This is a genomic window from Nonomuraea sp. MTCD27 (genome assembly GCF_041950495.1).
Taxonomy (GTDB): domain Bacteria; phylum Actinomycetota; class Actinomycetes; order Streptosporangiales; family Streptosporangiaceae; genus Nonomuraea.
Window position 1 is genome coordinate 405991 of the sequence record NZ_JBGNUW010000008.1, and the last position, 23864, is coordinate 429854.

Sequence of the window (23864 nt, forward strand, 5' to 3'; positions counted from 1 at the left end):
CACTCCGTTAACTTGAACGATCTAATCCTGTCATACGCCTTTTGGATCGATCAAACTATTAGAAAGGCCATATATGGCGGCGAAGGTGACGATCGCCGATGTGGCGCGGCACGCCAACGTGTCCCGCCAGACCGTGTCGAACGTGCTGAACTCCCCCGAAGTGGTCAAGGAGGAGACCCGGCAGCGGGTGCTGGCCGCCGTCGAGGCCCTTGGCTACCGGGTGAGCGCCGCCGCCAGGCAGATGCGTACCGGCAGGTCGCGGCTCCTGGCCACCCGGATAGAGACGACCCAGGACGGCATGAACGTCTTCGACCGCTTCCTGCACGGCCTCACCGAGTCGGCGGCCGGGTCCGGCTACCGCGTGCTGCTCTACACCGCCACCGACGACCAGTCCGAGATCGCCGCGTTCGACCAGCTCCTGGGCGAGTTCGAGCCCGACGGGTTCGTGCTGACCAGCACCCACCACGGCGACGCGCGGACCTCCTGGCTGGCCGAGCGGGACCTGCCGTTCGTCACCTTCGGCCGGCCGTGGGGCACCTCGGAGGCCGGTCACCCCTGGGTGGACGTGGACGGCGCCGCCGGGACCGAGGCGGCCACCCGCCACCTCCTCGACGGCGGGCACCGCCGGATCGGCTTCCTCGGCTGGGAGACCGGCTCCGGCGTCGGCGACGACCGCAAGTCCGGCTGGTCCAGGATGCTGGCCGCCGGAGGGCTCGACACCGACCTGGCCATGGAGACCGACGGCACCCCGGCCCAAGGGCAGGCGGGCGCGCGGGAGCTGGTGGAGCGCGGGGCGACGGCCCTGGTCTGCGTCAGCGACTCGGTGGCCCTCGGAGCCCTGCAGGTCACCCCCTCCGTCGTGGGGTTCGACGACACCCCGGTGGCCGCCGCCATCGGGCTCACCACCCTCGGCCAGCCCCTCGCCGAGGCCGCCGCGCGCTGCGTGGAGCTGCTGACCGACCGCCTCTCGGGCCGCCCCACCGCGCCGCACGTGCTGCTCACTCCCACCCTGGTCATCCGAAAGGACCCCTGATCATGAAAAGCCTCGCGATCCCCGCGGCAGCCGCCGTACTCATGTCCGCGACGGCCTGCGGCAGCGGCTTCGACGACCAGCAGGCCGCGCCGCAACAGCAGAGCAGCGGCCCGGCCGCGCTCCAGGTCCTGATGGCCTCCTCCGGGGACGCCGAGACGAACGCGGTCAAGCAGGCGGCCGAGAGCTGGGCCAAGGCCAGCGGCAACACCGCCACCGTCACCCCGGCCCAGGACATCCACCAGCAGCTCGGCCAGGCGTTCGCGGGCAGCAACCCGCCGGACGTGTTCTACGTCGACGCCGCCCGCTTCGCCGACTACGCCAGCGTCGGCGCCCTGGAGCCGTACGGGGACAAGATCTCCGACAGCCAGGACTTCTATCCGAGCCTGCGCGAGACGTTCACCTACGACGGGAAGTTCTACTGCGCGCCCAAGGACTTCTCCACGCTCGCCCTGGTCGTCAACGACGAGCTGTGGAAGAAGAACGGGCTCACCGACGACGACCTGCCCACCACCTGGGACGAGCTCACGGCCGTCACCAAGAGGATCAAGGGCGTGACGCCGCTGACGTTCGGCGACAGCCGTGACCGGCTTGGCGTCTTCATGGTGCAGGCCGGCGGCTGGATCACCAGCGAGGACGGCAAGCAGGCCACCGGCGACAGCCCGGAGAACCTGGCCGCCCTGGAGTACGTCAAGGGCCTGCTCACCGGCAAGCAGGCCCAGTACGCCAAGGCGCTCGACGCCGAGTGGGGCGGCGAGGCGTTCGGCAAGGGCAAGGCCGCGATGACCATCGAGGGCAACTGGATCAAGGGCGCGCTGCGGGCCGACTATCCCGACGTGAAGTTCTCCGTCCACGAGCTGCCCGCCGGCCCCGAGGGCAAGGGCACGCTCTCCTTCACCCAATGCTGGGGCATCGCCGCCAAGTCCAGGAACAAGGCCGCGGCCATCGACTTCGTGGAGGCGATGACCAAGACCGACCAGCAGCTCGCCTTCGCCGAGGCGTTCGGCGTCATGCCGTCGCGGCAGGCGGCCAAGGAGGCCTACCTCAAGGAGTTCCCGGCCGACGCCGCCTTCGTCAACGGCGTCGAGTACGCGCAGGGCCCGGTGAACGCCCCCAAGATGGACAGCGTCCTGTCCGACTTCGACACCGGGCTGCAGCAGCTGGCCACCCAGGATCCCAAGACGATCCTGGCCAGGCTGCAGAAGAACACCGAGAGCGCGCTCGGCTGACATCATGCGCAGCCGTACCAGGGAGAACCTCGCGGGATGGCTGTTCGTGGCGCCGGTGGTGGTGATCCTCGGGCTGTTCCTGCTGCTGCCCATCCTGATGGCGCTCTGGGTGAGCCTGACGGGATGGAACGGGCAGGGCAGCCCCTTCCGCGGCGGCGTGCCGTTCGTGGGCGGGGAGAACTACGCGCGGTTGTTCGCCGAGGACGGGCTGGCCCGCGAGAACTTCATGACCAGCATCCGCAACAACGTCTATTACGTGGCCGCCGTCGTGCCGTTGCAGACGGGGCTCGCGCTCTTCCTCGCGCTGGTGGTGAACAAGCGCAGGACCTTCTTCCGTACCGCGTTCTACTTCCCCTCGGTGACCAGCTCGGTGGCGATCAGCGTGGTGTTCCTGTTCATCTTCGCCAACTCGGGGGCGGTCAACCAGCTCCTGGCGTTCGCCGGGGTGGACGGGCCGCAGTGGTTCTCCGACGCGCGCGGGGTGATCCACCTGCTGCTCGGTGACCCGCCGGCGGCGCTGACCGAGCACGGCCTGCTGGGGCTGACCTGGTGGGAGTGGCTGGCGGGGCCCAGCGTGGCGATGTGCGCGATCATCGTGCTGGTGGTGTGGACGACGTCGGGGACGTTCATGCTGATGTTCCTCGCGGCGCTGCAGAACATCCCGAGGACGCTCGACGAGGCGGCCATGATCGACGGCGCCACCCGCTCGCAGCGCTTCTGGCGGGTGACGCTGCCCCTGCTCAAGCCGACGATGTTCCTCGTGCTGACGCTCGGGCTGATCGGCACGTGGCAGGTGTTCGACCAGATCTACGTGATGAGCCAGGGCGATCCCGCCAAGACCACGCTGACGCCGGCGTTCCTGTCGTACCGGACGGCGTTCCGGGACTTCGACTACGGGGCGGGCACGGCGATCTCGTTCGTGCTCTTCCTGATCATCGTGCTGCTGACGTTGTTCCAGCGGTGGGTCATGAGGGAGCGGAAGCCATGAGGCGCGTCGTCCTGACCGTGTTCTCGGTCGTCTTCATCTACCCGTTCGTCATCCAGATCGCCAACGCCTTCAAGACCGATCCGGACTCCGCCGCCAACCCCCTGTCGCCCATCCCGCACCCGGCCACGCTGTCGGCCTTCGAGCGGGTGTTCCTGGGCACGGACATGCCGGTCTGGCTGGCGAACTCGCTGGTGGTCACCGTGGTGGTCACGCTGGGGCGGGTGCTGCTGGACTCGATGGCGGGGTACGCGCTGGCCCGGCTGCGGTTCCGGGGGCGGCGCGGGTTGTTCGTGGCGGTCATCGCGGTGATGGCCGTGCCGGGGGTCGTGCTCTTTATCCCGAAATTTCTGGTCTTGAACCAGTTGGGGATGTACGACTCGTACCTGGCGCTGATCCTCCCGCTCATCGCCGACGCCACCGGCGTGTTCGTGATGAAGCAGTTCTTCGAGTCGGTCCCGCACAGCGTCGAGGAGGCGGCCCGCATCGACGGCGCCGGCACGTTCCGCGTCTTCTGGTCCGTCGTGCTGCCGATGTCGCGGCCCGCGCTCATCACGCTGACGATCCTGTCGTTCCAGGGCTCGTGGAACGAGTTCCCGCACACCCTGGTCGCCGTGCAGGACCCGGCGCTGTTCACCCTCCCGCGCGGCCTGGCCGACCTGGTCAGCGGCTCACTCGGCGGCGGCACCCAGTTCCCGCTCAAGCTCGGCGCCGCGCTCCTGGCCACCATCCCGGTCGCGATCATCTTCGTCGTGTTCCAGCGGTACTTCGTCCGCGACCCCAACCAGGGCGCGGAGAAGGGCTGACGCGTCGCGGAGAAGGTCTCCCGCCCGGGGCGGCTCAGGCGGGAGGCGTTTCCGCGCGATCGGCGCGGATCAGGTCGAGGAAGGCGGTGGCCGCCGGGGACGGCCGGTTGTCCCAGATCACGTGCTCCATCCGCGTGGGAGCGTCACGAAGGCGGATGACGCGCAGGTCGGGGAAGCGCAGCGCGTACGCGGCCGGCAGCATGCCGACGCCGAGGCCCTGCCGTACCAGATCGACCAGGAAGTCGGCGGACGACACCTCGAAGGGCACCTCACGCCGTACCCCCGCGGCCGCGAAGGCCTGGTCCGACTGTGCGCGCCCGGCCGCGCCGGCGCGGAAGTCGATGAACGGCTCGTCCGCCAGGCCCCGCAGGTCCGCCTCGGACTCCGTCCGGTGGTGATCCGGCGCGACCACGGCGACCAGCTCGCCTCCGCCGAGCCGGCGGCTCCGCACGCCCTTCGGTTCCGCGCGCGGCGGCAGGCCGAGGAACGCGACGTCGACGCCGCCCTGCCGGACCCGCTCGATCAGCTCCCCGCTGCCCGCCGAGGTGAGCGTGATCTGCACCCGCGGATGGCGCCGGCGGTAGTCCCTCAGGGCGACCGGCAGGTTGACGGCCGTCACCGTGGGGATCGCGCCGACGGCGAGCCGCCCGCGGATCTCCCCGCTCGCGGCCGCCACCTCGGCCCGCGCGCGGTCGGCGGCCTCCAGGCACTCCCGGGCGGCGGGCAGGAACGCCTCTCCGGCCGGCGTCAGCCGCACGCGGCGGCTGGTGCGCTCGAACAACCGGGCGCCCAGTTCCCGCTCCAGACCGGCGATCTGGTGGCTGAGCGCGGACTGCACCACCCGGCAGCGCTCGGCCGCCCGGGTGAAGTTGCTGGTCTCCGCGACCGCGATGACGTACCTCAGTTGCTGCAGCTCCATCCGACCATCGTGCATCACGATCGATCACGATGAAAACTATGTGTTGGACTCATCGATCGATGGGGGCGCACCCTTGAACCCTCGACGGAGGCGCTGACGCCTTTCCCGTCTTGCCGATGATTCCTGCACCCCTGAAGGAAGATCAGTGACCACACACGATGAAAATCCGCGGCCGGCCTTGAGGCCATGGCTCGGTGTTTCCGCGATCACAGCCAGCCTGTTCGTCTTCCTGACCACCGAGTTGATGCCCGTCGGCCTGCTCACTCCGGTGAGCGCGAGCCTGGGGATCCCGGTGGGCGTCGCCGGGCTGATGGTCACTCTCTACGGCGTCTCGGCCGGGCTGGGCGTGCCGTTCATCGTGGCCTGGACCAGGCGGGTCAACCGGCGTGCCCTGCTGTCCACGCTGCTGGCGATATTGACCCTCGGAAACGTCATCACCGCCCTTTCGCCGAACTATCCGCTGGTCCTCACCACGCGGCTCGTCATGGGCTTCGCCAGCGGCGTGTTCTGGGCCATAGGGGTGAGCATGGCGATGCGCCTCGTTCCGGGACGCCACGCGAGCAGGGCGGCCGCGATCGTCATGTCCGGCATCTCGATCGCCGCGGTCGTGGGCATACCGCTGGGAACGGTCCTGGAAAGCCTCACCGACTGGCGGACCACGTTCCTGATCTGGGCCGGGCTGAGCGCGCTGGTGTTCCTCGCGGTCGTCGCCGCCGTCCCATCGCTGCCGTCGGCGAACGCGGTTCCGGTCCGGGAGGTCTTCGGGCTCCCGCTCAGAAACGTGCCGCTCCGCCTGGTGCTGTGCACCGTCGTGCTGTTCGTGCTCGGCCACTTCGGCGCGTACACCTTCGTGCGCCCCTACCTGGAGAGCACCACCTCCGCCTCTCCCCTCTTCATCACCGTGCTGCTGATGGTTTACGGCGCCGGCGGCGCGGCCGGGAACTTCATCGCCGGACACACGGTGACCAGGAACCTGCGGGGCAGCTTCGTCGCCGGCTGCGCGGGACTGGTGGGGTCCATGCTGTTGCTGCTCGCGGTCGGTCACGGCCAGGCCGGCTCGGTCATCGCGCTGATCCTCTGGGGCGTTTCCTTCGGCGTCGTCCAGCTCTGCCAGGTCAACATGACGCAGGCCGCCGCGCCCGACACCTTCGAGGCCGCGATGTCGCTCAACACCATGGCGTACAACACCTCCATCGCGCTCGGGGCGCTCTTCGGCGGGCTGTTCGCCGATCATCTGGGTGTCGCAAGTGTCGTCTGGTTCGGCGTGGCGCTGACAGCGGCTTCGCTGCTCCTCACCCTCGGCACCCGGCAGCGGACCGCACGCACCGCCCCCGACGATGCGCTGGCCGCGAGCGAGTAGGGAGTGGTGCCGGCGTGTCAGGCCTTGGCGCGCATGTGCTCCTGCGCCCATTCCTCGAAGCTGGTGAGCGGGATGCCGAGGTCTCTCGCGTACTGCGGGCGGCCCGGCTGGCCGGCCACGTTGAGCCACTCCCCCGAGGCGCCCATCGCCGGCATTCCGGCGGCGAGGGCCTCCTCCTCGGTCATGTCCGGCGCGGACAGCCGCGTGCCGAGGGCGCGGGAGAGGACTTCGGCGATCTCCGTCATCGACAGGTAGTCGCTCGCCAGCTCCAGCTCGACCCCGTCGAACCGGTCCGGCGCGGCGATGGCCGCGGCGGCCGCCCTGCCGATGTCGTCCACCGCGACGAGGGACAGCCTGGTCTCGGGGTTCAGGATGCTCACCAGGCCGCCCTCGATGCCGCGCGGGAACAGGTACGCCATGGACGGCAGGAAGTTCTCCATGAAGAAGCCCGGCTTGAGCAGCGTCCAATGGGGGAAGCCGGCCGCGCGGAGCCGGTCCTGGATCGCGCTCTTGGCGCCCATGGTGGGCTCCATCGACGCCCAGCGGCCTTCGGCCCAGCCGGGGGTCTCGGTGTGCCGGCCGGCGCCGGTGACGGAGGTGTGCACGAACTGCGGCACCCCGGCGGCCCTCGCGCCCTCGATGAGGTTGACGCCCTGGGCCACCTCCCCTTCGAAATCGAAGCCTTCGGCGGTCACCGCGGGCATCTGCACGGAGAAGACGGCGCGGGCGCCCTCGGCGGCCCGGATCACGGAGTCGCGGTCGTGAAGGTCGCCGGTGACCAGCTCGGCGCCGAGCGCCTCGACGGCCCTGGCCCGGTCGGTGGCCGGGTCGCGTACCAGCGCACGGACGGGAACGCCCGCCGCGCGCAGGGCGCGGGCGGTGGCTCCGCCCTGCCTGCCGGTGGCGCCGGTGACCAGGACGGGTGCGGAATCTGTGGGCATGGTGCTCCTCAGGTGCTCGTCGCATAAACGGCGGGGTCCGCCGTTTATGTTCCGGTACGATATGGCGGGGCCCGCCATTTAGCAACCTGGGAGATGACGCCATGCCCGACCGCCAGCGCGCGGACGCCCGGCGCAACTACGCGCGCATCCTCGCCGTGGCCGAGGAGGAGGTCGCCGCCCACGGCTCAGGCGCCTCCCTGGAACAGATCGCCCGCACCGCGGGAGTCGGCTCGGCGACCGTGCGCCGGCACTTCCCCACCCGATACGCCCTGCTGGAGGCGGTCTCCCGGCACCGGATCGAGGCCCTGTGCGTCCGCGCCCACGACCTGACCGGCACGGGCGACAGCCGCACCGCGCTCCTGGAGTGGCTGAGCGACGTCGTCGCCTACTGCGTCGCCGCCCGGGGGCTGGCGGCCGCGCTCTCCTACGACGACGCCGGATCCGACCCGGTGCACGAGAACGCCTGCTCGGCGGCGCTGGCGGAGGCGGCGGCCCCGCTGCTGCGCCGCGCCGCGCAGGACGGCGCGGTGACGGCAGGCGTCACCGTCGCCGACCTGATCACGCTGGCCGTCGGCATCGCCCTGGCCACGGAGCACCACCCCGACCCCGCCGCCCGGGCGGACCGGCTGTTCCGGCTGACCGTGGCGGGGCTGAGCCCGCAGAGCTGAACCGCCGCCCGACCGGCGGAGCCGATCGTGGACGTCGAGCCCACCCCTTTCTTGGAGTTGCGCCGGTTTCATGGAGTGGCGCCGGCCCTTGCCGCCGTTTGTCCCGCCGCGACGCAACTGACGGCCGGGCCGGTGGCGCGGCCCGGGCGTGAACCCGCCTCGGACGACCTCTCCTTGATCAGCCGAAGCGCAGCGGGAGCGTCTCGGGGCCCTGGATCCCGAGGGGTCCCGGCCAGGACACCGGCCCCATGACGGACGGCGGGCCCAGCCGGCCGGTGAGGACGGTCAGCGCCTCGCCGACCTCGACGCGGGCGAGGGCGGCGCCCAGGCAGTGGTGCGGGCCGGCGCCGAACTGCAGCGGAGGCATGTCCCTGACGGCGGTGATGTCGAACCGGTCGGCGATCTTGTACGCTCGCGGATCGCGCTGCGCGACCTTCACGCACATCGTGAGGTACGTCCCCTTCTCGATGCGCAGCCCCTGGTAGTCGAAGTCCTCGGCGGCGAACCGGTAGACGGTGGCCGACGAGGGCAGCCAGCGGATCACCTCTTCGACCGCCTGGGCCGCGAGCTCCGGCTGCCGCCCCAGCAGCGTCCACTGGTCGGGATGCTCCGAGAAGGCGACCATGGCATTGGCGAGCTGGTGCCGGGTCGTGTCGTGGGCGGCGAACACGAGGGTGACCAGGAGGTTGCGCAGCTCCTCCCGGCTGACCTGGCCGTCATCGGCCTGGTGGGCCGCGATCAGGTCGGAGCCGAGGTCGTCGGTCGGCCGGGCGGTCTTCTCGTCGATGAGGTGGTCGGCGTAGTCGTTGAGACCGTTGACCGCGTTCTCCACCCGGGCAATGACGTCGCCGCCCGTCGAGAGGCCGAAGACCAGGCCGAGGTCGGCGGTCCAGGTGCCGAAGCGGTCATAGTCCTCGGGCCGTACGCCGAGCAGCCGGCACATGACCGCGAGCGGCAGCCGGATGCCGAACTCGGAGACGAAGTCGCACGTCCCGGCGCCGGCCAGGCGGTCGGTCAGCTGCTCGGACTGCTCCCGGATGAACGGCCGCAGCCGGGCCACCCGGCGGGCGGTGAACGCCTTGTTCATCAGGCCGCGAAGGCGGCGGTGGTCTTCCCCCTCGTGGTTGACGATCATCGGCACGAACCAGTCGTAGATCGGGCCGTCGAAGATGCCGTGCGTCTCCATGTAGCGCTTGCCGTCGTGGTCCAGCCTGCGGTCGCGCAGGAGGTCGTTGGCCTCTTCGTACCGGAGCACGAGCAGGCCGATGGGACTGTTCGCGTACCAGCTTTCCGCCTGCGCGGCGTAGACCTCCGGGGTGTCGAAGTCGAAGGCCGGATTCAGGACGTCGAGGAACGGCACGTTATGGCCCGGGGATGTCGGCACGTCATCCTCCTCCTTGGGGGATTCTCACCTTCGTCCATGCGTGCCTCCCACACTCTCCCGACATCACGGACGGAAAAAGTTACGCTCTACTCACTCCTTGAATATCGGCCGCCCAATGGCCGATTCTGCGTTTTGGATCGTTCGAAGCTCCGGTCTTCGTCGTCCAACAACGCTTGGTTGTCCGGTGGTTGCTCGCGGGCACACAATACGGCTCGACACAAATAGTCGCCGCAGTTACCCGCGGGCTTACGCAATAACGGCGACATTTAATGGGGATTCGCATAATCGGCCCGGCGGGGACTCGCCGACGACCGTACCGAGGCGGGCGGGCGAGGCCGCTCCTCAGGAGGTGGCGGCTCGGTGGACGGCGGCGGCGAGCCGGTCGTGTTCCGGGTAGGACCAGCCGAAGCCGAAGCGGTGTCGCGTGTAGCCGAAGGCGATGCCGGCGACCGGGTCGGCGAAGGCTTCGGAGCCGGCCGAGCCGTCGTGGCCGAAGGCGTTCGCGCTGAGGAACGCGTAGCGCAGGCCCTTGGCCTGGAAGCCGAGCGCGTAGTCACCCCGGTCGCCGCGGACCGGATCGCCGCCGGTGGAGTGCAGCTGGGCGAACTCCGCGACGGTGTCCGGCTTGAGCAGCGGGGCCGTCCGGCGATGCCCCAGACCGCCGCCGCGTACAGGGCCGCCAGGCCGCGTGCGCTCCCCACCCCGCCGGCCGACGCCTGGCCGTTCAGGGACGTGCTCACGGCGGCGGCGGTCATCGAGCCGCAGCCCATGTCGCCTGCCGCGGCGGCCGGCTACCTGGAGGCGTGCCTTCCCTCGGTGCCCCGTCCCGCCTGGCCCCCGATCCTGGAGGCGCTGCGTACCGGCGCTGCCCCCGCTCTGGCGGAAGTCTCCTCCACATCGCTGGGGCTGTGGCTGGTGCATTGCCGTCCGTGACGGTGTCAATGTGCAGAGCCGCCCCGGCTGAGATCACGTGGGCACGCGCCGCCGATGCCGGTGGGGCACCCGGGGGTCGCGGTCCGGCCGGCAACGGTGACGGCGCGGCAGGCGAACCCGCTCATGACGGGAGCTCTCCCCCGGCCTGCTCGCGCACGGAATCGGACGCGCGGTGCCGGGGCTCAGAGGCGGGAGACCTGGTAGTGGGCGATCCGCCAGCCCTCCGCCGTCCGCTTCACCAGTACGCTGAGATGGACGCTGATGGTGGGGCGGTCGGTGAAGGAGAAGTCGACGGCCAGGTAGCCGAGGACGAGGTCGTCGGCGAGGTCTCTGGTCTCGACGATGCGGTACGCGGCCGTCAGCCCGGCCGGCTGGGAGTCGTAGTAGGCGGCTATGCCCGGCCTGCCGACGCTGTACGGGTGGAGCCCTTGGAAGATCGCGTCCTCGGTGAACAGGTCAGCGACCCGCTGCGGTTCGTGGCCGTCGACGCCGGCCTGCCACCGGTCGAGGACGTCCCGGAGGACTGCCTCCGTGCTGGTCATCGGGCTTCTCCTTTCGATGGGATCGAGATGTGCAGTGCCGGGGCACGCGGTCAGTGGGGCACGCGGTCAGTGGCCGGCGCTCACGCCACCGTCGACGTGGAGGATCTCGCCGGTGACGAAGGGAGCCTTCTCCAGGAAGACGACCGCGTCCACGACGTCGCTCATCTCGCCCATGCGGCGTACGGGTTGCAGCGACGCCAGGGCCTCGTGCGTCTCCTCGGGATGCATGGGGGTCTTGATGGAGCCCGGGGAGACGGCGTTGACGCGGACGCCACGGGTGGCGTACTCGATGGCGAGGGACTTGGTGGCCGATTGCAGACCGCCCTTGGTCAGCGAGGCCAGCACGGACGGGACCCGGGCGTCGGCGTTGTCGACCAGGCTGGTGGTGATGGTGACGACGTGGCCGCCGCCCTGGCCGAGCATGCGTGCGACGGCGAGCTGGGTGATGTGGAAGAAGCCGTCGAGGTTCACCGCCCGCATGGCGGCGTAGTCGTCGAGGGTGTAGTCGGTGAACGGCTTGGCGACGAAGATGCCCGCGTTGTTGACCAGGGCGTCCACCCGGCCGAACCGCCCGACGGCCGCGGCGATCGCCTCTTCGGCGGTGGCGCGGTCGGCGACGTCGCCCTGAATGGTGAGGACATCGGGGTCGTCTGAGGGCGAGATGGTGCGCGAGACGGCGACGACGGCGTAGCCCAGCTTGCGGTAGGCGTCGACGAGAGCGGCGCCGATCCCCTTCGACGCGCCGGTGATGAGCGCGACCTTCTGCTGCTGCTGAATGCTCATGATGACCCTTCCCCTGAGATCCGTGCCGAGAGCTTCGCCTACCGGCTTACTAGGCAACCGGTCGCCTATCAGTCAGGGCGAAGCCAGGCGGCGGGCATGGGGAAGTCAAGGGATGACAGCCCGCCAACCCGGACTGGAATCCTTCCAAATGCTAGGCAAAGACTCCTACGGCAGATCAGCCCGGCTTTACCGGCACCGGCCGGCGCCGGTGCGGGTCGCCCTCGGGCAGCCAGGCGTCGGGGCCGTGGATCCCGAAGTCGCCGTCGGCGCGCAGGGCCTCGACGACAGCGAGGACCGAGTTGCGGTCTTCCCCGCGGCGCCACACCAGGGACCAGGTCCAGTAGATCTCCGGCGCGACGACGGGGCGCCGGACGAGGTCCGGCGGGAGCGGGGCGGTCTGGCCCTTGGGCGAGTTGATGACCGGGCGGCGGCCGCGGCGCACGTGGTCGAAGAACGCCGGGCCGGTGATGCCGCCGTCAGAGATGCGTACCGCGCGGGCCCCCGTGTGCCGGGCGACTTCCTCGGCGTAGATGTTCCAGGACGACCAGGAGGTGGTGTCGTCGTCGAGGAGGAGGGCGGTCTCCCGGGCGGGAACCTCGCCGGTGTCATGGCCGGTGGCGACCGCGTAGAGGCGGTCGGCGCCGATCAGCTGGGCGCGCAGGCCGCGTCGCTCCAGGTCGTCGGCGCGCAGCCAGCAGACCGCGAGGTCCAGGCCGCCGTCGGCGACCCGGGCGGCCTGGGTGTGCGAGGGCGCGACCCAGGCGTCTACGTGGACCTGGGCCACCGCCGCGGTGCGCGCGATCATGTCCGGCGGCAGCCAGTTGACGTAGCCCAGCCGGACCGGCTCCGATCCGGACAGCCGGCGGGCACGGTGCCGGAGGTCGTCGGCGCGTTCCAGCAGGGCACGGGCCTCGGGAAGCAGCGCGGCACCGGCCGGGGTGAGGGACACCGAGCGGCGATCCCGGTCGAACAGGCGGACACCGAGATCCCGTTCCAGCGCCTTGATCTGCTGGGACAGGGAAGGGCCGGCGATCAGCAGCCGACCGGCGGCGCGGCCGAAGTTCAGCTCTTCGGCGACCGCGACGAAGTACCGCAACTGACGCAGCTCCACACTCACCATGCTACGGCGGTGAGAGTCTGCGCCTACCAATGCCGAGGGTCGGCGGGCGTCAGAGGCCGGTGGCCACCTCGCCGGGCGCACGGGCGCCGAGCAGCGCCAGGCAGTTGGCCCACAGGACGCCGAGCCCCTGCGTGTCGTTGTAGAGCTTGGCGAGCAGCACCTGCCCCTCCAGCTGGGCCACCACCGCCCGCGCGGCCTCCCGGGTGTCGGTCACGGTGACGTCCCCACACAGGAGAGCCTCGGCGACGACCGCGTCGATCATGCCGACCTGCGCGTCGAAGATCTCCTGCAGCCGTACGCGGACGGCTTCGGTGTGGTTGCTCATCTCCAGCGTGAGGTTCCCGAACATGCAGCCCGAGATGGTGCCGCAGTCACGCTGCCCGGCGTGCTGGGCGGCCTGCGTCACCTCGAACAGCCGGCGCAGACGCAGCAGCGGCTCGGCGTCGCCGGCCAGCACCTCCTTCCAGGACCGCTCCTGGACGGCCCATTGCTCGTCGATGACCGCCAGAGCGAGGGCCTCCTTGGACTCGAAGAAGTAGTAGAAGCTGCCCTTGGGCACGCCGGCCGCCTTGCAGATCTCGGCCACGCCCAGGGCGGAGTAACCGCGCAGCTCGATGAGCGCTCGCGCGGCACCGAGAATCTTCTCCCTGGCATCGCTGGTCCGTCCCATACTTTGCAGTGTACGACCGGTCGTCTACTCACGGTCCGCAGGGGATCGTGCCGGCCACTCCCCACGGAACACGGTGGGCGTCTCAGGTCACCAGGCCCCTGCGGTAGGCGTAGACCACCGCCTGCACGCGGTCACGCAGGTCGAGCTTGGTGAGGATGCGCGACACGTACGTCTTGACCGTTTCCTGGCTGATCACCAGCGTCGCGGCGATCTCGCTGTTGGACCGGCCGTCGGCGATGAGGCGCAGCACCTCCAGTTCGCGCGGGGTCAGCGCGACGTCGTCCGGCGTGTCGTGGGCGGGACGGATGCGCGCCGCGTACCTGCCGACGAGCTGCCGCGTCACCTCGGGGGCCAGCAGCGCGGCGCCCGTCGCGACGGTGCGGATGCCGTGCAGCAGCTGCGCCGGCGGGGCGTCCTTGAGCAGGAACCCGCTCGCCCCCGCGCGCAGCGCCTCGTAGACGTACTCGTCCAGGTTGAACGTCGTCACCACGAGCACCTTGACCGGGTCCGCCACTCCGGCGCCGGCCAGCAGGCGGGTGGCCTCGATGCCGTCGAGCACCGGCATCCGTACGTCCATCACCACGATGTCGGGGTCCAGCCGGCGGGCGAGGTCGACCGCGGCGCGGCCGTCGCCGCACTCGCCCACCACCTCCAGGTCGGGCTGGGCATCGATGATCGTCGCGAACCCGGTGCGGATCAGCGCCTGGTCGTCGCAGACCAGCACCCGGACCGGCGCGGTCACGACGGGCTCCCGGCGGGGACGCGGGCCCGTACGACGAAGCCGCCTCCCGCCTGCCGGTCGGCGCTGAACTCGCCGCCCAGGGCGTCGACCCGCTCGCGGAGCCCGGCCAGGCCCCGCCCGCTCCCGCCGGGAGAGCGGGTCCCCGAGCCGGGACCGTCGGTGCTGACCTCCACGGTGATCTCCTTCTCGCCATGTTGCACGCGAACCGCGGTGGGGCTGCCGTGGGCGTATTTGAGGGCGTTCGTCAGGGCTTCCTGCACGACCCTATAGGTCACGAACTCGGCGCTGCCGATCAGCTCAGCCGGGCGGCCCTCCTCGGTGAACTCCACCGGCTGCCCGGCCTGGCGCGTCTGCTCGACGAGCGTGCGCAGGTCGCCGGCGGACGGCGTCCTGGCGTCGGTGTCGTGGTCGGGGTTGAGCAGGTCGAGCAGGTGCCGCAGGTCGCCGATGGCCCGCCGGCCGGTGTCGGTGACGGCGCTCAACGTGGCGTCGAGGCGATCGGGGGCGGCGGTCAGGTAGCGCGCCGCCTCGGCCTGCACGACCATCGCCGTCACGTGATGGGTGACGACGTCGTGGAGCTCGCGGGCGATGCGGGTGCGTTCGGCGGCGCGGGTGGCCGCGGCGACGTGGCGGCGGCGTTCGGCCTCGGCGGCCCGGGTGGAGCGCAGCCAGGCCCCGATGCCCCACGCGAGGACCAGCGCCAGGTAGAACAGCGCGATATCGGCCGGCGTCTCGTTCGAGCCGAGCCGGTGGAGCGCGAACATCAGCGGCAGGTACGCGACCGAGAGGAGGGCCGCGATGACGCGCCGGTGGCGTTCCAGATGGGCGCCCGCGCTGATGAGCGCGATGGGCAGCGCGGTGCCCGCCGGCGTGTGATAGACGAGGAGCTGGTCGAGGGCGAAGCCGAGCGACACCAGGACGAGACCGGCGGCCGGCCACCGCCGGCGCACGGTCAGCGGGAGGCACTCGAGGGCGACCACCACGACGGCCAGCGCGTCGTAGGGGCGGGTCGGCAGATCGCTGATCTGCGTCCCGTTGCCTTGGAACCCCGGCAGGAGTGACAGGACGGTCAGCAGCAGCGCCAAAGGGAAATCCCGTACCGTGACGTCACACCGCCGCCACAGGTCTTGGACCCGACGGAGATCGATCATCGGGCGAGCCTAGCGGTCCCGCCACACCGGCGGGCGTCATCGTCCTGATGCACGGAGGGGGCGATGGGCTGACATGCCGGCCGCCGTCCAGGCGATCGAGCGCGTCACCTCACAGGCCGCACGCCGAGCGAATGGCGGGTGACCGGCCGACCGTACGGTGCCTTCATGTGGTGATCGCGCCGTCGGCCGGGGTCGGCGTGGCCTGGGTGAGACGCGGCCGTTCGGCGCCGCGTCTCCCCCGACCGTGTCATGCCGGTCTCCCCGCCCGAGCCCGCACCGAAGTGACGAGGTCGCCCCGGGCTCGTCCTCGAACGACGGCGGTCAGACCGCGCGGGCGATGCAGATGCGTGCGCTCAGACGCGGCCCTGCCTCGTAGAACATGTACTCCACACCGTCCTGGGTGCCGAACGACGGCGCCGCCACCCTGCCGTTGTCCGAGGGGATCGGGGAGTGGAAGACGCCGAGGTGGGTCTCCCTGTCGAACGCGTTGCCGACCTCGGTGATCCGCATCCTGCCGTCGTTGCCGTGATAGGCCACATAGGTGGTTCCGTTGCGCTTGACGAGGGTGGGGCCGGAGATATCGGTCACGCCGTCGGGCTCGGGGTTCACCAGCGGGGTCGAGCTGAACTGCCAGCCGTCCCAGCCGTTGGGCGACCAGCCGTAGAAGAGGCGACGGCCGTTGCGCACCCCCATGAAGATCATCACGTACTTGTTGTTCCGGCCGGGCAGCTGGTGTTCGAAGACCCGCGCGTAGGAGGTCTCGGAGGTGCCGGACACCAGGCGGGTGCTCAGGATCGGGGTCTCGTCGGTGAAGGTGATGCCGTCGGTGGAGCGGGCCACGCGCGTGGTGAAGTTCTCGCCGTGGAAGTAGCAGAAGAACTGCCGGGTGGCGGCGTCCCAGGTCACGTGCGGTGAGGACACGTGGGAGACCGTGGTGGTCGGGAGGCGGTTGTCGATGAGCGGGTTGCCCGAGTGGTCGTCGAAGGGGCCGGCCAGGGAGTTGGCGAAGGCCACGCAGATGCCGCCGGGATTCTCGTGCGGGGCGTAGTAGAGGTAGTAGCGGGCTCGGGGGCTGCTGAGCTTGTCGTACACGCCCCTGATGCAGGGGAAGATGAACTCCCCCGTCGGGTTGTGCCTGAGCGGCAGGGCCAGCGCGTCGCGCAGGTAGCGGTAGGTCGGCATCCCGGCGGGGCCCGCCGCCGCGTTCGCGGCCGATCCGAGTCCCAGACCCGCGGCTACGCCCGCGGCTCCGCCCAGCAACACGGTTCGACGTCGGATCAATGGGTGGGGGGTGTCCACTTCGACTCCTTCACGCTGCGTCGTGGTACGGAATCACACGCTCGCCCCCATCGGAATGCCGCGTCAATAAGCTAATACGAATTACCTGGGGGCGGGCAGGCTCAAAGCCAGTGCCAGGTGACTTGCGCTTGCTCGGCGGCGTCGGCCAGCCACTGGTCGAAGGCGGCACGTCCGGCCGCCTCCAGTGTTTCCGCGTCCGCCATGGCCTCCTGGCGCTTGGTGATCAAGCCCGTCAGGAAGCGCCCTTCGTGGGGAACCGGTCCGGCACCGCCTCCGGCCGGCGTCTCGCGGAGGGGGGCGGGCAGGTCACCGGACCAGGTGCGGGCCTTGGTCAGTTGCAGGTCCCAGCGGTCCGCGAGTGAGCCGCCGGGTGAGCGCTGCAGTTCGGCGACGTCGATCGGCTCCTCCGACAGCACCCAGGCCGCCCATACCCTCGCGAACCGGTCACGATGACGGGCCAGATGTCCGGGGCCGAGTTCCGCGCGCATCCGGGCCCGGAACGCGTGATCCCTCGCGGTCGCGGCCATGTGGTCATGGAACGCCTCGGCGCTCAGGCCCATCCGGTCCAGCCACGCCTTCATCGCGTCCCGGCTGGTCAGGCGGCGCCGCTTGCGGAAGGTGTCCGCGGCCGCCTGGATGTCGGCCAGGCTGACCTGCTCCTTGGCGGCGGCGTTGCGCAGGAGGCAGAACCGCACCAACTCCTCCTGCGGCGACAGCCCGGGGCGGGTGAGCGAACGGAGCATGAGCATCGCCTCCGAGACCGAGACGGGTGTCCCGTCCACGGTCAGCAGGCGGCCGGCGGCCCAGTGGGTCGCATGATCGACGAGCCAGGACGCCCCGTCGTCCACCTGGACGCCGAGCATGATGGTGCCGCCCGACGGGTCGTCGATCAGCAGGTCGTAATCGACGAGCGGCGACCCGGGACGCGGGCTGGCCACGAGCTGGGCGGCGAACGAAGGATGCGCCGCGGCCCAGGCGTCGGCGCCGCGGTTTGCCTCCGCCACCGCCGAACGCCGCCTGGTCAGCCCGCGGAGCAGCTTCACGCCGCTTTCCAGGGCGGGGCCGAGGGAAGTGTGAGTCATCGCGGGTCCGTTTCTTCGGCCGTGAGCCAGTCGGCGATGGCGGTGCTGATGGGCAGGCCGGTCAGGTCCTCGATCCAGCCCCATTGACCGTTGGGGTTGATCTCCAGGAACACGTACTCGCCGCCGGGAGTCAGGATGAGGTCGATCGCCCCGAACGACACGCCGAGCGCCGCGACCAGCTCCACGCACCGGCGGGCTATGTCATCGGGCAGGTGGTGCACGCTGTGCCGGGCGCGGTCGAAGTCATAGTGACGCCAGTCGTCCCGCGTACGCGGCGAGTCCTGCGAGGCGATCTCGGCGGCGAACACCTCGCGCCCGACCACCGTGACCCGCAGCTCCACCGCCTTGTCCACGTACGGCTGCAGGATGTTCGGTTCGTGGGCGATCCGGCTCCGGCCCGCGAGATCCCTCCGTTGCACCACGGTGGTGTACACGGTGTGCGCCGCGCCGTCGATCTCGAACCCGGTGTGCTCCATCGGTTTCGCGATCAGCCGGCCGCCCGCCCGCTCATAGGCAGGTGCCAGCTCGAACGGATCGTTGGTGACCGTGGTCGGTGGCACGGCGAAGCCGAGCTCGCGGGCCAGGGGCAGGTGGACCAGCTTGTTGTGCGCCCTGCGCAGCACCGGTTGCCTGCCGGGCAGCCATCGAGCGTCCAGCAGGTCCCAGAAGCCTTCGAGGAACCACTCCGAGAGCTCCCCGACGCGGTCCCGCAGGTCGGCCGCCGTGACCTGCTCCGCGGCGCGCGGTGGGCCGGGGCGCCGGTACCACACGGCCGTCGTCTCGGAGAGGTCGGTGACCTGCCCGCCTCTGGCCAGGACGAGCCGGGTTCCGTCCGCGTCGAACCGGGCGGTCAGCCGGGCGCCGGCCGGATACTCGCCGGGATCCCACCACAGAACGTCCACCCCCCGGGCTTTCAGCTCGGGCAGGACCATGTGAACCGTGGCGTCGCCGGGCTCACTCAGGATCAGCAGCAACTCTCCCCCTCAGCCGCGTGGGAGGGAGGCGCGTCCCTCCCACGCGGCGCTACGCACGAGTCCTCGGGACGGTGACGGCCTAGTAGTCCGAAACCCAGCCGTCGGACGGCCGGCCTTCCGTGCCGGCCGTGTGGTAGCAGCGTTCCATCCGCTGACCACCGGAAACGAGGCCGAGATCGACCTCGTCGATGGCTGTCAGCTCTTCGCTCAGGTCGTCCAGACGAACGATCTTCTTGCCCACTGGTCCTTGCCTCCCTTTCGATGAGTCGCGAGCCCCATGGCAACGCGCACAAACGTCGTGGGCTCGCGGTCGAAGCCCACCATCCGGCGTTTGTGGATCAGTTGGAGGTGACTGGGATGCGGACGTCAGGACATGGCCGCGAACTGCGAGGGGTGTGGCTCGTCGCCCAGCCTGCGCTGCTCCGTGAGCATGGCCTCGGTCAGCCGCGCGCGGATCTCCGCGTAGCCCGGATCGTCGGCGACGTTGCGCAACTCGGACGGATCGGCCTCGAGGTCGTACAGCTCCCACTCACCCGGGTACACGAACCCGCCCGTGCCGGGCAGCCCGAGCCCGTCGTTGTAGTAGTAGATGAGCTTGTAGCGGTGTGTGCGGTACCCGTAGTGTGCCGGGGCGTGGTGAAAGATGTCGTCGTGCTCCCAATAGCGGTAGTACATGCCTTCCGCGGCGGGGAGAGCGTCCGCACCGGTCAGGTCGCCCCAGAAACTCCGGCCCTGCATGCGCGGGTGCGCCGCGACCCCGGCGGCGTGCAGGATCGTCTGCGCGAAGTCGACGTTCGTCACGATGCCGTCGTGCGCCGTGCCGCCCGGCACGCGGCGCGGGTAGCTCAGGAGCATCGGCATCCGCAGCGACTCCTCGAACATGAGGCGCTTGTCGAACCATCCGTGCTCGCCCAGGAAGAAGCCCTGGTCGGAGGCGTACATGAGCATCGTGTCGGCGAAGTCGCCGCGCTCGGTGAGCCAGTCGATGACGCGGCCCACGTTCTCGTCGACGGAGGCGACGCACCGCAGATAGTCCTCCATGAAACGCTGGTACTTCCACAGAGCCAGCTCCTCGTAGGTCAGCCCCGCCGGAGGGGTGACCTTGAGGTCTTCGACGTTGAGGTTCTCGGCCAGGCGCATGAGCGCGCGGCGCACCGACGACGTCCGCGTCGAGTAGTCGTCGTCGAACGTCTTCGGCACGGGGACCGGGTCGGAGTAGAGCCCGGCATGGCGCGGATGCGGCTCCCAGGGGCGGTGGGGCGCCTTGTGATAGATCAGCACGCACCACGGGTCGTCACCCTCCAAGGACTCCACCCAGTCGAGGGCGAGATCCGTGATGACGTCCGTGGCGTAGCCTTCGGCAACCCGCCTTCCCTCGGCCGAGAGGAACAGCGGGTCCCAGTACTCCCCCTGCCCGCCCTGGCCGATCAGGATGTCCCAGTAGTCGAAGCCCTCGGGCGTGCTTCCCTCGTGCTCCCCCATGTGCCACTTGCCGACCATCGCCGTCCGGTAGCCGGCCTGCTTGAGCTGCGAGACAAAGGTGGGCTGGCTCGCGTCGATCGGGGTGACCAGGGTCGTCACACCGTTGACGTGGCTGTACGTACCGGTGAGGATCGACGCCCGGCTGGGCGAGCAGAGCGCGTTGGTCGCGAAACAGTTGTCGAACCGCACGCCGCGCCGCCCGATCTCGTCAATGCGCGGCGTGACGTTCAGCATCGATCCATAGGCGCTGATCGCCTGCGCGGCGTGGTCATCAGTCAAGATCATCACAATGTTCGGGCGGCGATCTTCTGGCATGTCTTCTCCGTTCGCCTCACCGGACACGTCCAGCGCCCGGACCAGCAGGTTCGCCATGACGATACCGACTCGCGGATCGGCCGCACGGACCAGGAGGGGGACGGCCGCGGCGGCCGCCTCCTCGGCCCGCTGGGGCCTCCATGGCCCGCATGATCCCCAACCCCGGGCTCACGATGGGCTTCATGTCCACCGCCCGGTTCGACCCGACCGGCCGCCTGGCCTCCATCCGGTGCCACGCGCTGGTCGTGGCCGGCTCCCGCGACCCGATCACGCCGCTGTCCGCCGCCCGGGAGATCGCCGACGGCCGCCCGGGGGCGCGCGAGGTGAGTGCGGACGAGGGACGGGGTGCAGGTGTCTGTGCCGGTCGGGCGCCGTCAGTCACCCGGCTTGTGGGTGCTCCAGTACTCGTCGGCGGCGGCCTGGATGCCGGCCAGGACCTCCCGGTAGCCGGCCGGCTTGACGACGAAGGCGCTGAAGCCGTCCAGCGCGGCCGTCAGCACCGGGGGCGGCGTGGCCTCGAAATAGCGGTTGACCAGGCGGTGCTCGCCGCTTCCCGCGGCCTTGCTGACCTGCGCGATGGCCTGGTCGGCGATGGCGACCTTGGGGTTGGCCGAGACGTCGCCCCTGGCGGTGGCCCACTTCTCCTGGGCGGCCGAGCCCACCCACCACTTCAGGTACTTCATGCTGGCCTCGGGGTCGGGAGCCTTGGCCAGCGAGCAGAGCGGGCCGCTCTCGAAGATCATCGAGGTTTTGGGGAGGGCCGGGTTGACGTTCGGGATGACGAAGAAGCCGTAGTCGGTGCCGGCCTTCATGCCGCGCTGGGTCATGCTCGTGTTGAACCAGGTGCCGAACGACACCATCGCCGCCTTGCCGGTCTTGAGCACGTCGCCCAGGTCTGTCTTGTCGCCGGGGTTGGTGAAGTAGCCGGCGTCGATCATCGACTTCCACCGCTCCATCACCTGGACCACGCCGGGGTCGGTGTACTTGGCCTGGCCGGTGGACAGGCGGTCGTACAGGTCGGGGTCGGTGCCGGCGAGGAGTTGCTCGAACCAGACGAAGGAGAACAGCACGCTGGTGTGGTAGAAGGCCTTGACGCCGTTCTTCTTGAGGGTGTCGGCGACCGTGATCAGCTCGTCCCAGGTGGACGGTGGCTGGAGATCGTACTCGTCGAAGATCTTCTTGTTGTAGAACATGCCCCAGTAGGCCGCGTTCAGCGGTACGCAGTACTGCTTGCCGCCCACCGTGTAATACTCGGCCAGGTCCGCGGACAGGTCGCCGTTCTTGATCGCCTCCTGCCACAGCGCGGTCGTCTCCGCCACCTGCTTCTGCGCGACGATCTCCGCCAGCCGCCCGCCCGTCGTCCAGGTGAACAGGTCGGGCTTGACGTCGGTGCGGAACGACGCCTTGATGAACGCCTGGTACGTCGGCTCGTCGGTGTAGCCGACCGGCTTCATCGACAGGCCGATCTGCTGCTTGGACAGGACGCCCATCTCGTCGAAGTATTTGCTCCAGGCCCCCTTGTCGTTGTAGAGCTTCAGCTCGGTCTTCGCGGCCTGCGGCGCGGCGCCGCCGCCCGAGGAGCAGCCGGCCAGGACGAGGGAGATGAGGGCGGCGACAAGCAGTGGACGCGACCGGTTCATGCCCGGCCTCCTGTTCGCTCACAAGTGCTCACGGTGGGGGTGAAACGGGCCCGTGGCGAGTCATCTAATCACTTGATATCTTGGCTGTCCATAGCCGCGGGGACCACGGCCCGCCGCGCCGCCTCCCGATACTCGCGCGGCGCCATCCCGTACCTCCGCTGGAAGAGCCGGCCGAAATACGACTGGCCGGAGAACCCGCAGCGCTGGGCGATCTCCCCGATGCCCTCCGTCGTCGTGGTCAGCAGCAGGGCGGCGTGCTCCAGCCGGCGACCGGCCACGAAGGCGACCGGGGTGCAGCCGTAGTGACGGCGCATGGAGCGGGCCAGGTGCCCGGAGCTGACCGCGGCCAGGGCCAGCAGCCGGGGCAGCCCCTCGCGCAGGTTCTCCTCCCGGCTCATCGCCACGCAGGCCGACACCAGCCAGCCCGGCCGCCGGTCCACCGCGGTGCCGTCGGCGCGCTCCAGCACCGGGACCACCGCCGTCCAGAGCCTGACCAGGTCGAGCACCCGAGGCGTACCGGTGCAGGCGCCCAGCACCCGGGCGAACTCCGCGGCGACCGGCCCGTCCAGGTCCGTACGCGCGATGAGCGGCAGCTCGCGCCGGTCCCACTCCGCCGTGCCCGCCAGCCCGGCGAGGTCGGCGAAGGCGCGCCAGCGTTCGCTGGGGAAGGCGATGTTGACGAAGCGCATGCCCACGGCGGTGGCGGCGAACTCGTGCAGGTCCGGTGGCCGCACCAGCATCAGGTCGCCCGCGCGCAGCGGCATCTCGGCGTCGCCCACCCGCTGCGTCCCCGCCCCGGCCGTGACGAGGACGAGCTCGTGGAAGTCGGCGTGCGTGTGCGGCTCGGGCCGGTCGCGGTGGCCGCCGGTCACCGGCACCAGGGCCGCGTGGTACGGCAGCCCGGCGGCGAACTCGACCCAGCGCAGGATGGTCGACATGTCAGGAAATTAATAGTTATGGGGTGACGAGTACTAGTAACACGGGCCGCGGAGCCCGAAGAATCCGGATCGACGCCCCGCCCACGGCCCTCAGAGGAGCACATGGTGATCACGGAAGTCGACCGGACCCTCCAGGACTACGACCGCGACGGCTACACGATCTTCCGCAACGTCCTCGACCCGGGCCTGATCGCCGAGGCGAGCGACCACGTCTCCTGGCTGCAGGCCAAATACCCGGACCGGCTCGGCGAGGACCTGGCCACCGAGCTGGTCGCCGGCGACCCCTTCTGGGTCCGCCTGGTCAGCGACGAACGGCTGCTGGACCTCGCCGAGCTCTTCGTCGGCCCCGACATCGCGCTGTTCGCCTCGCACTACATCAGCAAGCCGCCCTTCTCCGGCAAAGCGGTCCTGTGGCACCAGGACGGCGCGTTCTGGCCCCTGGAGCCGATGCGGGTGGTCACCCTCTGGCTGGCCGTCGATGAGGCCACGCCGGAGAACGGCTGCCTGCGGGTGATCCCCGGCTCGCACCGGGAGGAGCTGCACGAGCTGCGGCAGCGCGACGACGTCGACAACGTGCTCGGCTCGGAGAGCGCCGTGACGGTCGACGAGTCGAAGGCCGTGGACCTGGTGCTGTCACCCGGCGACGTGGAGGTGCACCATCCGAACATCCTGCACGCCTCCAACGCCAACACCTCGCCCAGGCGCCGGTGCGGGCTGACGATCCGCTACATCCCGACCTCGACCCGGATCACCAGCGAGCAGCAGCCGTTCGTCTCCGCGCTGCTGCTGCGCGGCGACCCCGGCGTGAACGTCTACCAGCCGTTCCCCACGTACGTGCCGGGCGTGCACATGCCGTTCGCCGGCGCCTGAC

Annotated in this window: 24 protein-coding genes; 7 read left to right on the forward strand and 17 right to left on the reverse strand. The window is 70.3% G+C overall.

Features of this window, described 5'->3' with window-relative positions; genetic code table 11:
- Window positions 1-73: 73 nt before the first annotated feature.
- From ACBJ59_RS25610 to ACBJ59_RS25625, 4 genes are read left to right on the forward strand one after another with little or no spacing between them, the layout of a single operon-like run.
- Window positions 74-1033, forward strand: coding sequence for a LacI family DNA-binding transcriptional regulator (locus ACBJ59_RS25610; protein WP_375112782.1), 960 nt, complete (start codon window positions 74-76; stop codon window positions 1031-1033).
- Window positions 1034-1035: 2 nt separating this feature from the next.
- Window positions 1036-2259 (forward strand): extracellular solute-binding protein, encoded by a 1224-nt coding sequence (locus ACBJ59_RS25615; protein ID WP_375112783.1) that lies wholly within the window; start codon window positions 1036-1038, stop codon window positions 2257-2259.
- 4 nt (window positions 2260-2263) lie between these two features.
- The gene (locus ACBJ59_RS25620) at window positions 2264-3247 is read left to right on the forward strand and encodes a carbohydrate ABC transporter permease (protein ID WP_375112784.1); all 984 of its coding nucleotides are present in this window, start codon (window positions 2264-2266) and stop codon (window positions 3245-3247) included.
- Entirely contained in the window at window positions 3244-4050 is an 807-nt protein-coding gene (locus ACBJ59_RS25625) for a carbohydrate ABC transporter permease (protein ID WP_375112785.1), read from the forward strand. Before ACBJ59_RS25620 ends, ACBJ59_RS25625 begins: the two co-directional genes overlap by 4 nt.
- Before the next feature lie 34 nt (window positions 4051-4084).
- Here ACBJ59_RS25625 and ACBJ59_RS25630 read toward each other — a convergent pair whose 3' ends face one another.
- Window positions 4085-4969, reverse strand: coding sequence for a LysR family transcriptional regulator (locus ACBJ59_RS25630; RefSeq protein ID WP_375112786.1), 885 nt, complete (start codon window positions 4967-4969; stop codon window positions 4085-4087).
- A 145-nt stretch (window positions 4970-5114) separates the two neighbouring features.
- Between ACBJ59_RS25630 and ACBJ59_RS25635 the strand changes: the two genes are divergently transcribed.
- Window positions 5115-6329, forward strand: a complete 1215-nt coding sequence (locus ACBJ59_RS25635; protein WP_375112787.1) for an MFS transporter — start codon at window positions 5115-5117, stop codon at window positions 6327-6329.
- Window positions 6330-6346: 17 nt separating this feature from the next.
- Here the strand turns inward: ACBJ59_RS25635 and ACBJ59_RS25640 are convergent, their stop codons facing one another.
- Complete coding sequence (locus ACBJ59_RS25640) at window positions 6347-7270, reverse strand: NmrA family NAD(P)-binding protein (protein WP_375112788.1); 924 nt, start codon at window positions 7268-7270, stop codon at window positions 6347-6349.
- Window positions 7271-7371: 101 nt separating this feature from the next.
- Between ACBJ59_RS25640 and ACBJ59_RS25645 the strand changes: the two genes are divergently transcribed.
- Window positions 7372-7938: a TetR/AcrR family transcriptional regulator gene (locus ACBJ59_RS25645; RefSeq protein ID WP_375112789.1), complete on the forward strand. Its 567-nt coding sequence runs from the start codon at window positions 7372-7374 to the stop codon at window positions 7936-7938.
- A 178-nt stretch (window positions 7939-8116) separates the two neighbouring features.
- Here ACBJ59_RS25645 and ACBJ59_RS25650 read toward each other — a convergent pair whose 3' ends face one another.
- From ACBJ59_RS25650 to ACBJ59_RS25720, 15 genes are all read right to left on the reverse strand, one after another.
- Entirely contained in the window at window positions 8117-9322 is a 1206-nt protein-coding gene (locus ACBJ59_RS25650; protein ID WP_375112790.1) for a cytochrome P450, read from the reverse strand.
- 342 nt (window positions 9323-9664) lie between these two features.
- Window positions 9665-10243: a hypothetical protein gene (locus tag ACBJ59_RS25655; protein WP_375112791.1), complete on the reverse strand. Its 579-nt coding sequence runs from the start codon at window positions 10241-10243 to the stop codon at window positions 9665-9667.
- Window positions 10244-10437: 194 nt separating this feature from the next.
- The gene (locus ACBJ59_RS25660) at window positions 10438-10797 is read right to left on the reverse strand and encodes an SgcJ/EcaC family oxidoreductase (RefSeq protein WP_375112792.1); all 360 of its coding nucleotides are present in this window, start codon (window positions 10795-10797) and stop codon (window positions 10438-10440) included.
- Window positions 10798-10863: 66 nt separating this feature from the next.
- A complete protein-coding gene (locus ACBJ59_RS25665; protein ID WP_375112793.1) occupies window positions 10864-11580 on the reverse strand; it encodes an SDR family NAD(P)-dependent oxidoreductase in 717 nt (238 codons plus the stop codon).
- 175 nt (window positions 11581-11755) lie between these two features.
- Window positions 11756-12691 (reverse strand): LysR family transcriptional regulator, encoded by a 936-nt coding sequence (locus tag ACBJ59_RS25670; RefSeq protein WP_375112794.1) that lies wholly within the window; start codon window positions 12689-12691, stop codon window positions 11756-11758.
- Window positions 12692-12749: 58 nt separating this feature from the next.
- The gene (locus ACBJ59_RS25675) at window positions 12750-13370 is read right to left on the reverse strand and encodes a TetR/AcrR family transcriptional regulator (protein WP_375112795.1); all 621 of its coding nucleotides are present in this window, start codon (window positions 13368-13370) and stop codon (window positions 12750-12752) included.
- A gap of 82 nt (window positions 13371-13452) precedes the next feature.
- Complete coding sequence (locus ACBJ59_RS25680; protein ID WP_375112796.1) at window positions 13453-14112, reverse strand: response regulator; 660 nt, start codon at window positions 14110-14112, stop codon at window positions 13453-13455.
- Entirely contained in the window at window positions 14109-15263 is a 1155-nt protein-coding gene (locus ACBJ59_RS25685) for a sensor histidine kinase (RefSeq protein ID WP_375112797.1), read from the reverse strand. The genes ACBJ59_RS25680 and ACBJ59_RS25685 overlap by 4 nt, the downstream gene beginning before the upstream one ends.
- Before the next feature lie 321 nt (window positions 15264-15584).
- Window positions 15585-16526: a hypothetical protein gene (locus ACBJ59_RS25690; protein WP_375112798.1), complete on the reverse strand. Its 942-nt coding sequence runs from the start codon at window positions 16524-16526 to the stop codon at window positions 15585-15587.
- A 137-nt stretch (window positions 16527-16663) separates the two neighbouring features.
- Complete coding sequence (locus ACBJ59_RS25695; RefSeq protein WP_375112799.1) at window positions 16664-17644, reverse strand: TIGR04500 family putative peptide maturation system protein; 981 nt, start codon at window positions 17642-17644, stop codon at window positions 16664-16666.
- Window positions 17641-18618: an MvdC/MvdD family ATP grasp protein gene (locus ACBJ59_RS25700; protein WP_375112800.1), complete on the reverse strand. Its 978-nt coding sequence runs from the start codon at window positions 18616-18618 to the stop codon at window positions 17641-17643. The genes ACBJ59_RS25695 and ACBJ59_RS25700 overlap by 4 nt, the downstream gene beginning before the upstream one ends.
- A 79-nt stretch (window positions 18619-18697) precedes the next feature.
- Window positions 18698-18859 carry a hypothetical protein gene (locus tag ACBJ59_RS25705; RefSeq protein ID WP_375112801.1) on the reverse strand — a complete coding sequence of 54 codons (162 nt, stop codon included), beginning with the start codon at window positions 18857-18859 and terminating at the stop codon, window positions 18698-18700.
- A gap of 125 nt (window positions 18860-18984) precedes the next feature.
- On the reverse strand, window positions 18985-20472 hold the full coding sequence (locus tag ACBJ59_RS25710; RefSeq protein ID WP_375112802.1) for a sulfatase: 1488 nt from the start codon (window positions 20470-20472) through the stop codon (window positions 18985-18987).
- Window positions 20473-20789: 317 nt separating this feature from the next.
- A complete protein-coding gene (locus ACBJ59_RS25715) occupies window positions 20790-22055 on the reverse strand; it encodes an ABC transporter substrate-binding protein (RefSeq protein WP_375112803.1) in 1266 nt (421 codons plus the stop codon).
- Window positions 22056-22123: 68 nt separating this feature from the next.
- Window positions 22124-22993 carry an AraC family transcriptional regulator gene (locus ACBJ59_RS25720; protein WP_375112804.1) on the reverse strand — a complete coding sequence of 290 codons (870 nt, stop codon included), beginning with the start codon at window positions 22991-22993 and terminating at the stop codon, window positions 22124-22126.
- Window positions 22994-23095: 102 nt separating this feature from the next.
- Between ACBJ59_RS25720 and ACBJ59_RS25725 the strand changes: the two genes are divergently transcribed.
- Window positions 23096-23863 (forward strand): phytanoyl-CoA dioxygenase family protein, encoded by a 768-nt coding sequence (locus tag ACBJ59_RS25725; RefSeq protein WP_375112805.1) that lies wholly within the window; start codon window positions 23096-23098, stop codon window positions 23861-23863.
- The last annotated feature ends 1 nt before the right edge of the window (window position 23864 follow it).

What these genes read in the sequence shown, in the direction of transcription:
- ACBJ59_RS25655 (WP_375112791.1), bottom strand. Translation starts at nt 10,243, where the DNA reads ATGCACCAGCCACAGCCCCAGCGATGTGGAGGAGACTTCCGCCAGAGC.
- ACBJ59_RS25625 (WP_375112785.1), top strand. Translation starts at nt 3,244, where the DNA reads ATGAGGCGCGTCGTCCTGACCGTGTTCTCGGTCGTCTTCATCTACCCG.
- ACBJ59_RS25715 (WP_375112803.1), bottom strand. Translation starts at nt 22,055, where the DNA reads ATGAACCGGTCGCGTCCACTGCTTGTCGCCGCCCTCATCTCCCTCGTC.
- ACBJ59_RS25710 (WP_375112802.1), bottom strand. Translation starts at nt 20,472, where the DNA reads ATGGCGAACCTGCTGGTCCGGGCGCTGGACGTGTCCGGTGAGGCGAAC.
- ACBJ59_RS25720 (WP_375112804.1), bottom strand. Translation starts at nt 22,993, where the DNA reads ATGTCGACCATCCTGCGCTGGGTCGAGTTCGCCGCCGGGCTGCCGTAC.
- ACBJ59_RS25725 (WP_375112805.1), top strand. Translation starts at nt 23,096, where the DNA reads ATGGTGATCACGGAAGTCGACCGGACCCTCCAGGACTACGACCGCGAC.
- ACBJ59_RS25685 (WP_375112797.1), bottom strand. Translation starts at nt 15,263, where the DNA reads ATGATCGATCTCCGTCGGGTCCAAGACCTGTGGCGGCGGTGTGACGTC.
- ACBJ59_RS25630 (WP_375112786.1), bottom strand. Translation starts at nt 4,969, where the DNA reads ATGGAGCTGCAGCAACTGAGGTACGTCATCGCGGTCGCGGAGACCAGC.
- ACBJ59_RS25645 (WP_375112789.1), top strand. Translation starts at nt 7,372, where the DNA reads ATGCCCGACCGCCAGCGCGCGGACGCCCGGCGCAACTACGCGCGCATC.
- ACBJ59_RS25675 (WP_375112795.1), bottom strand. Translation starts at nt 13,370, where the DNA reads ATGGGACGGACCAGCGATGCCAGGGAGAAGATTCTCGGTGCCGCGCGA.
- ACBJ59_RS25620 (WP_375112784.1), top strand. Translation starts at nt 2,264, where the DNA reads ATGCGCAGCCGTACCAGGGAGAACCTCGCGGGATGGCTGTTCGTGGCG.
- ACBJ59_RS25640 (WP_375112788.1), bottom strand. Translation starts at nt 7,270, where the DNA reads ATGCCCACAGATTCCGCACCCGTCCTGGTCACCGGCGCCACCGGCAGG.
- ACBJ59_RS25610 (WP_375112782.1), top strand. Translation starts at nt 74, where the DNA reads ATGGCGGCGAAGGTGACGATCGCCGATGTGGCGCGGCACGCCAACGTG.
- ACBJ59_RS25615 (WP_375112783.1), top strand. Translation starts at nt 1,036, where the DNA reads ATGAAAAGCCTCGCGATCCCCGCGGCAGCCGCCGTACTCATGTCCGCG.
- ACBJ59_RS25695 (WP_375112799.1), bottom strand. Translation starts at nt 17,644, where the DNA reads ATGACTCACACTTCCCTCGGCCCCGCCCTGGAAAGCGGCGTGAAGCTG.
- ACBJ59_RS25665 (WP_375112793.1), bottom strand. Translation starts at nt 11,580, where the DNA reads ATGAGCATTCAGCAGCAGCAGAAGGTCGCGCTCATCACCGGCGCGTCG.
- ACBJ59_RS25660 (WP_375112792.1), bottom strand. Translation starts at nt 10,797, where the DNA reads ATGACCAGCACGGAGGCAGTCCTCCGGGACGTCCTCGACCGGTGGCAG.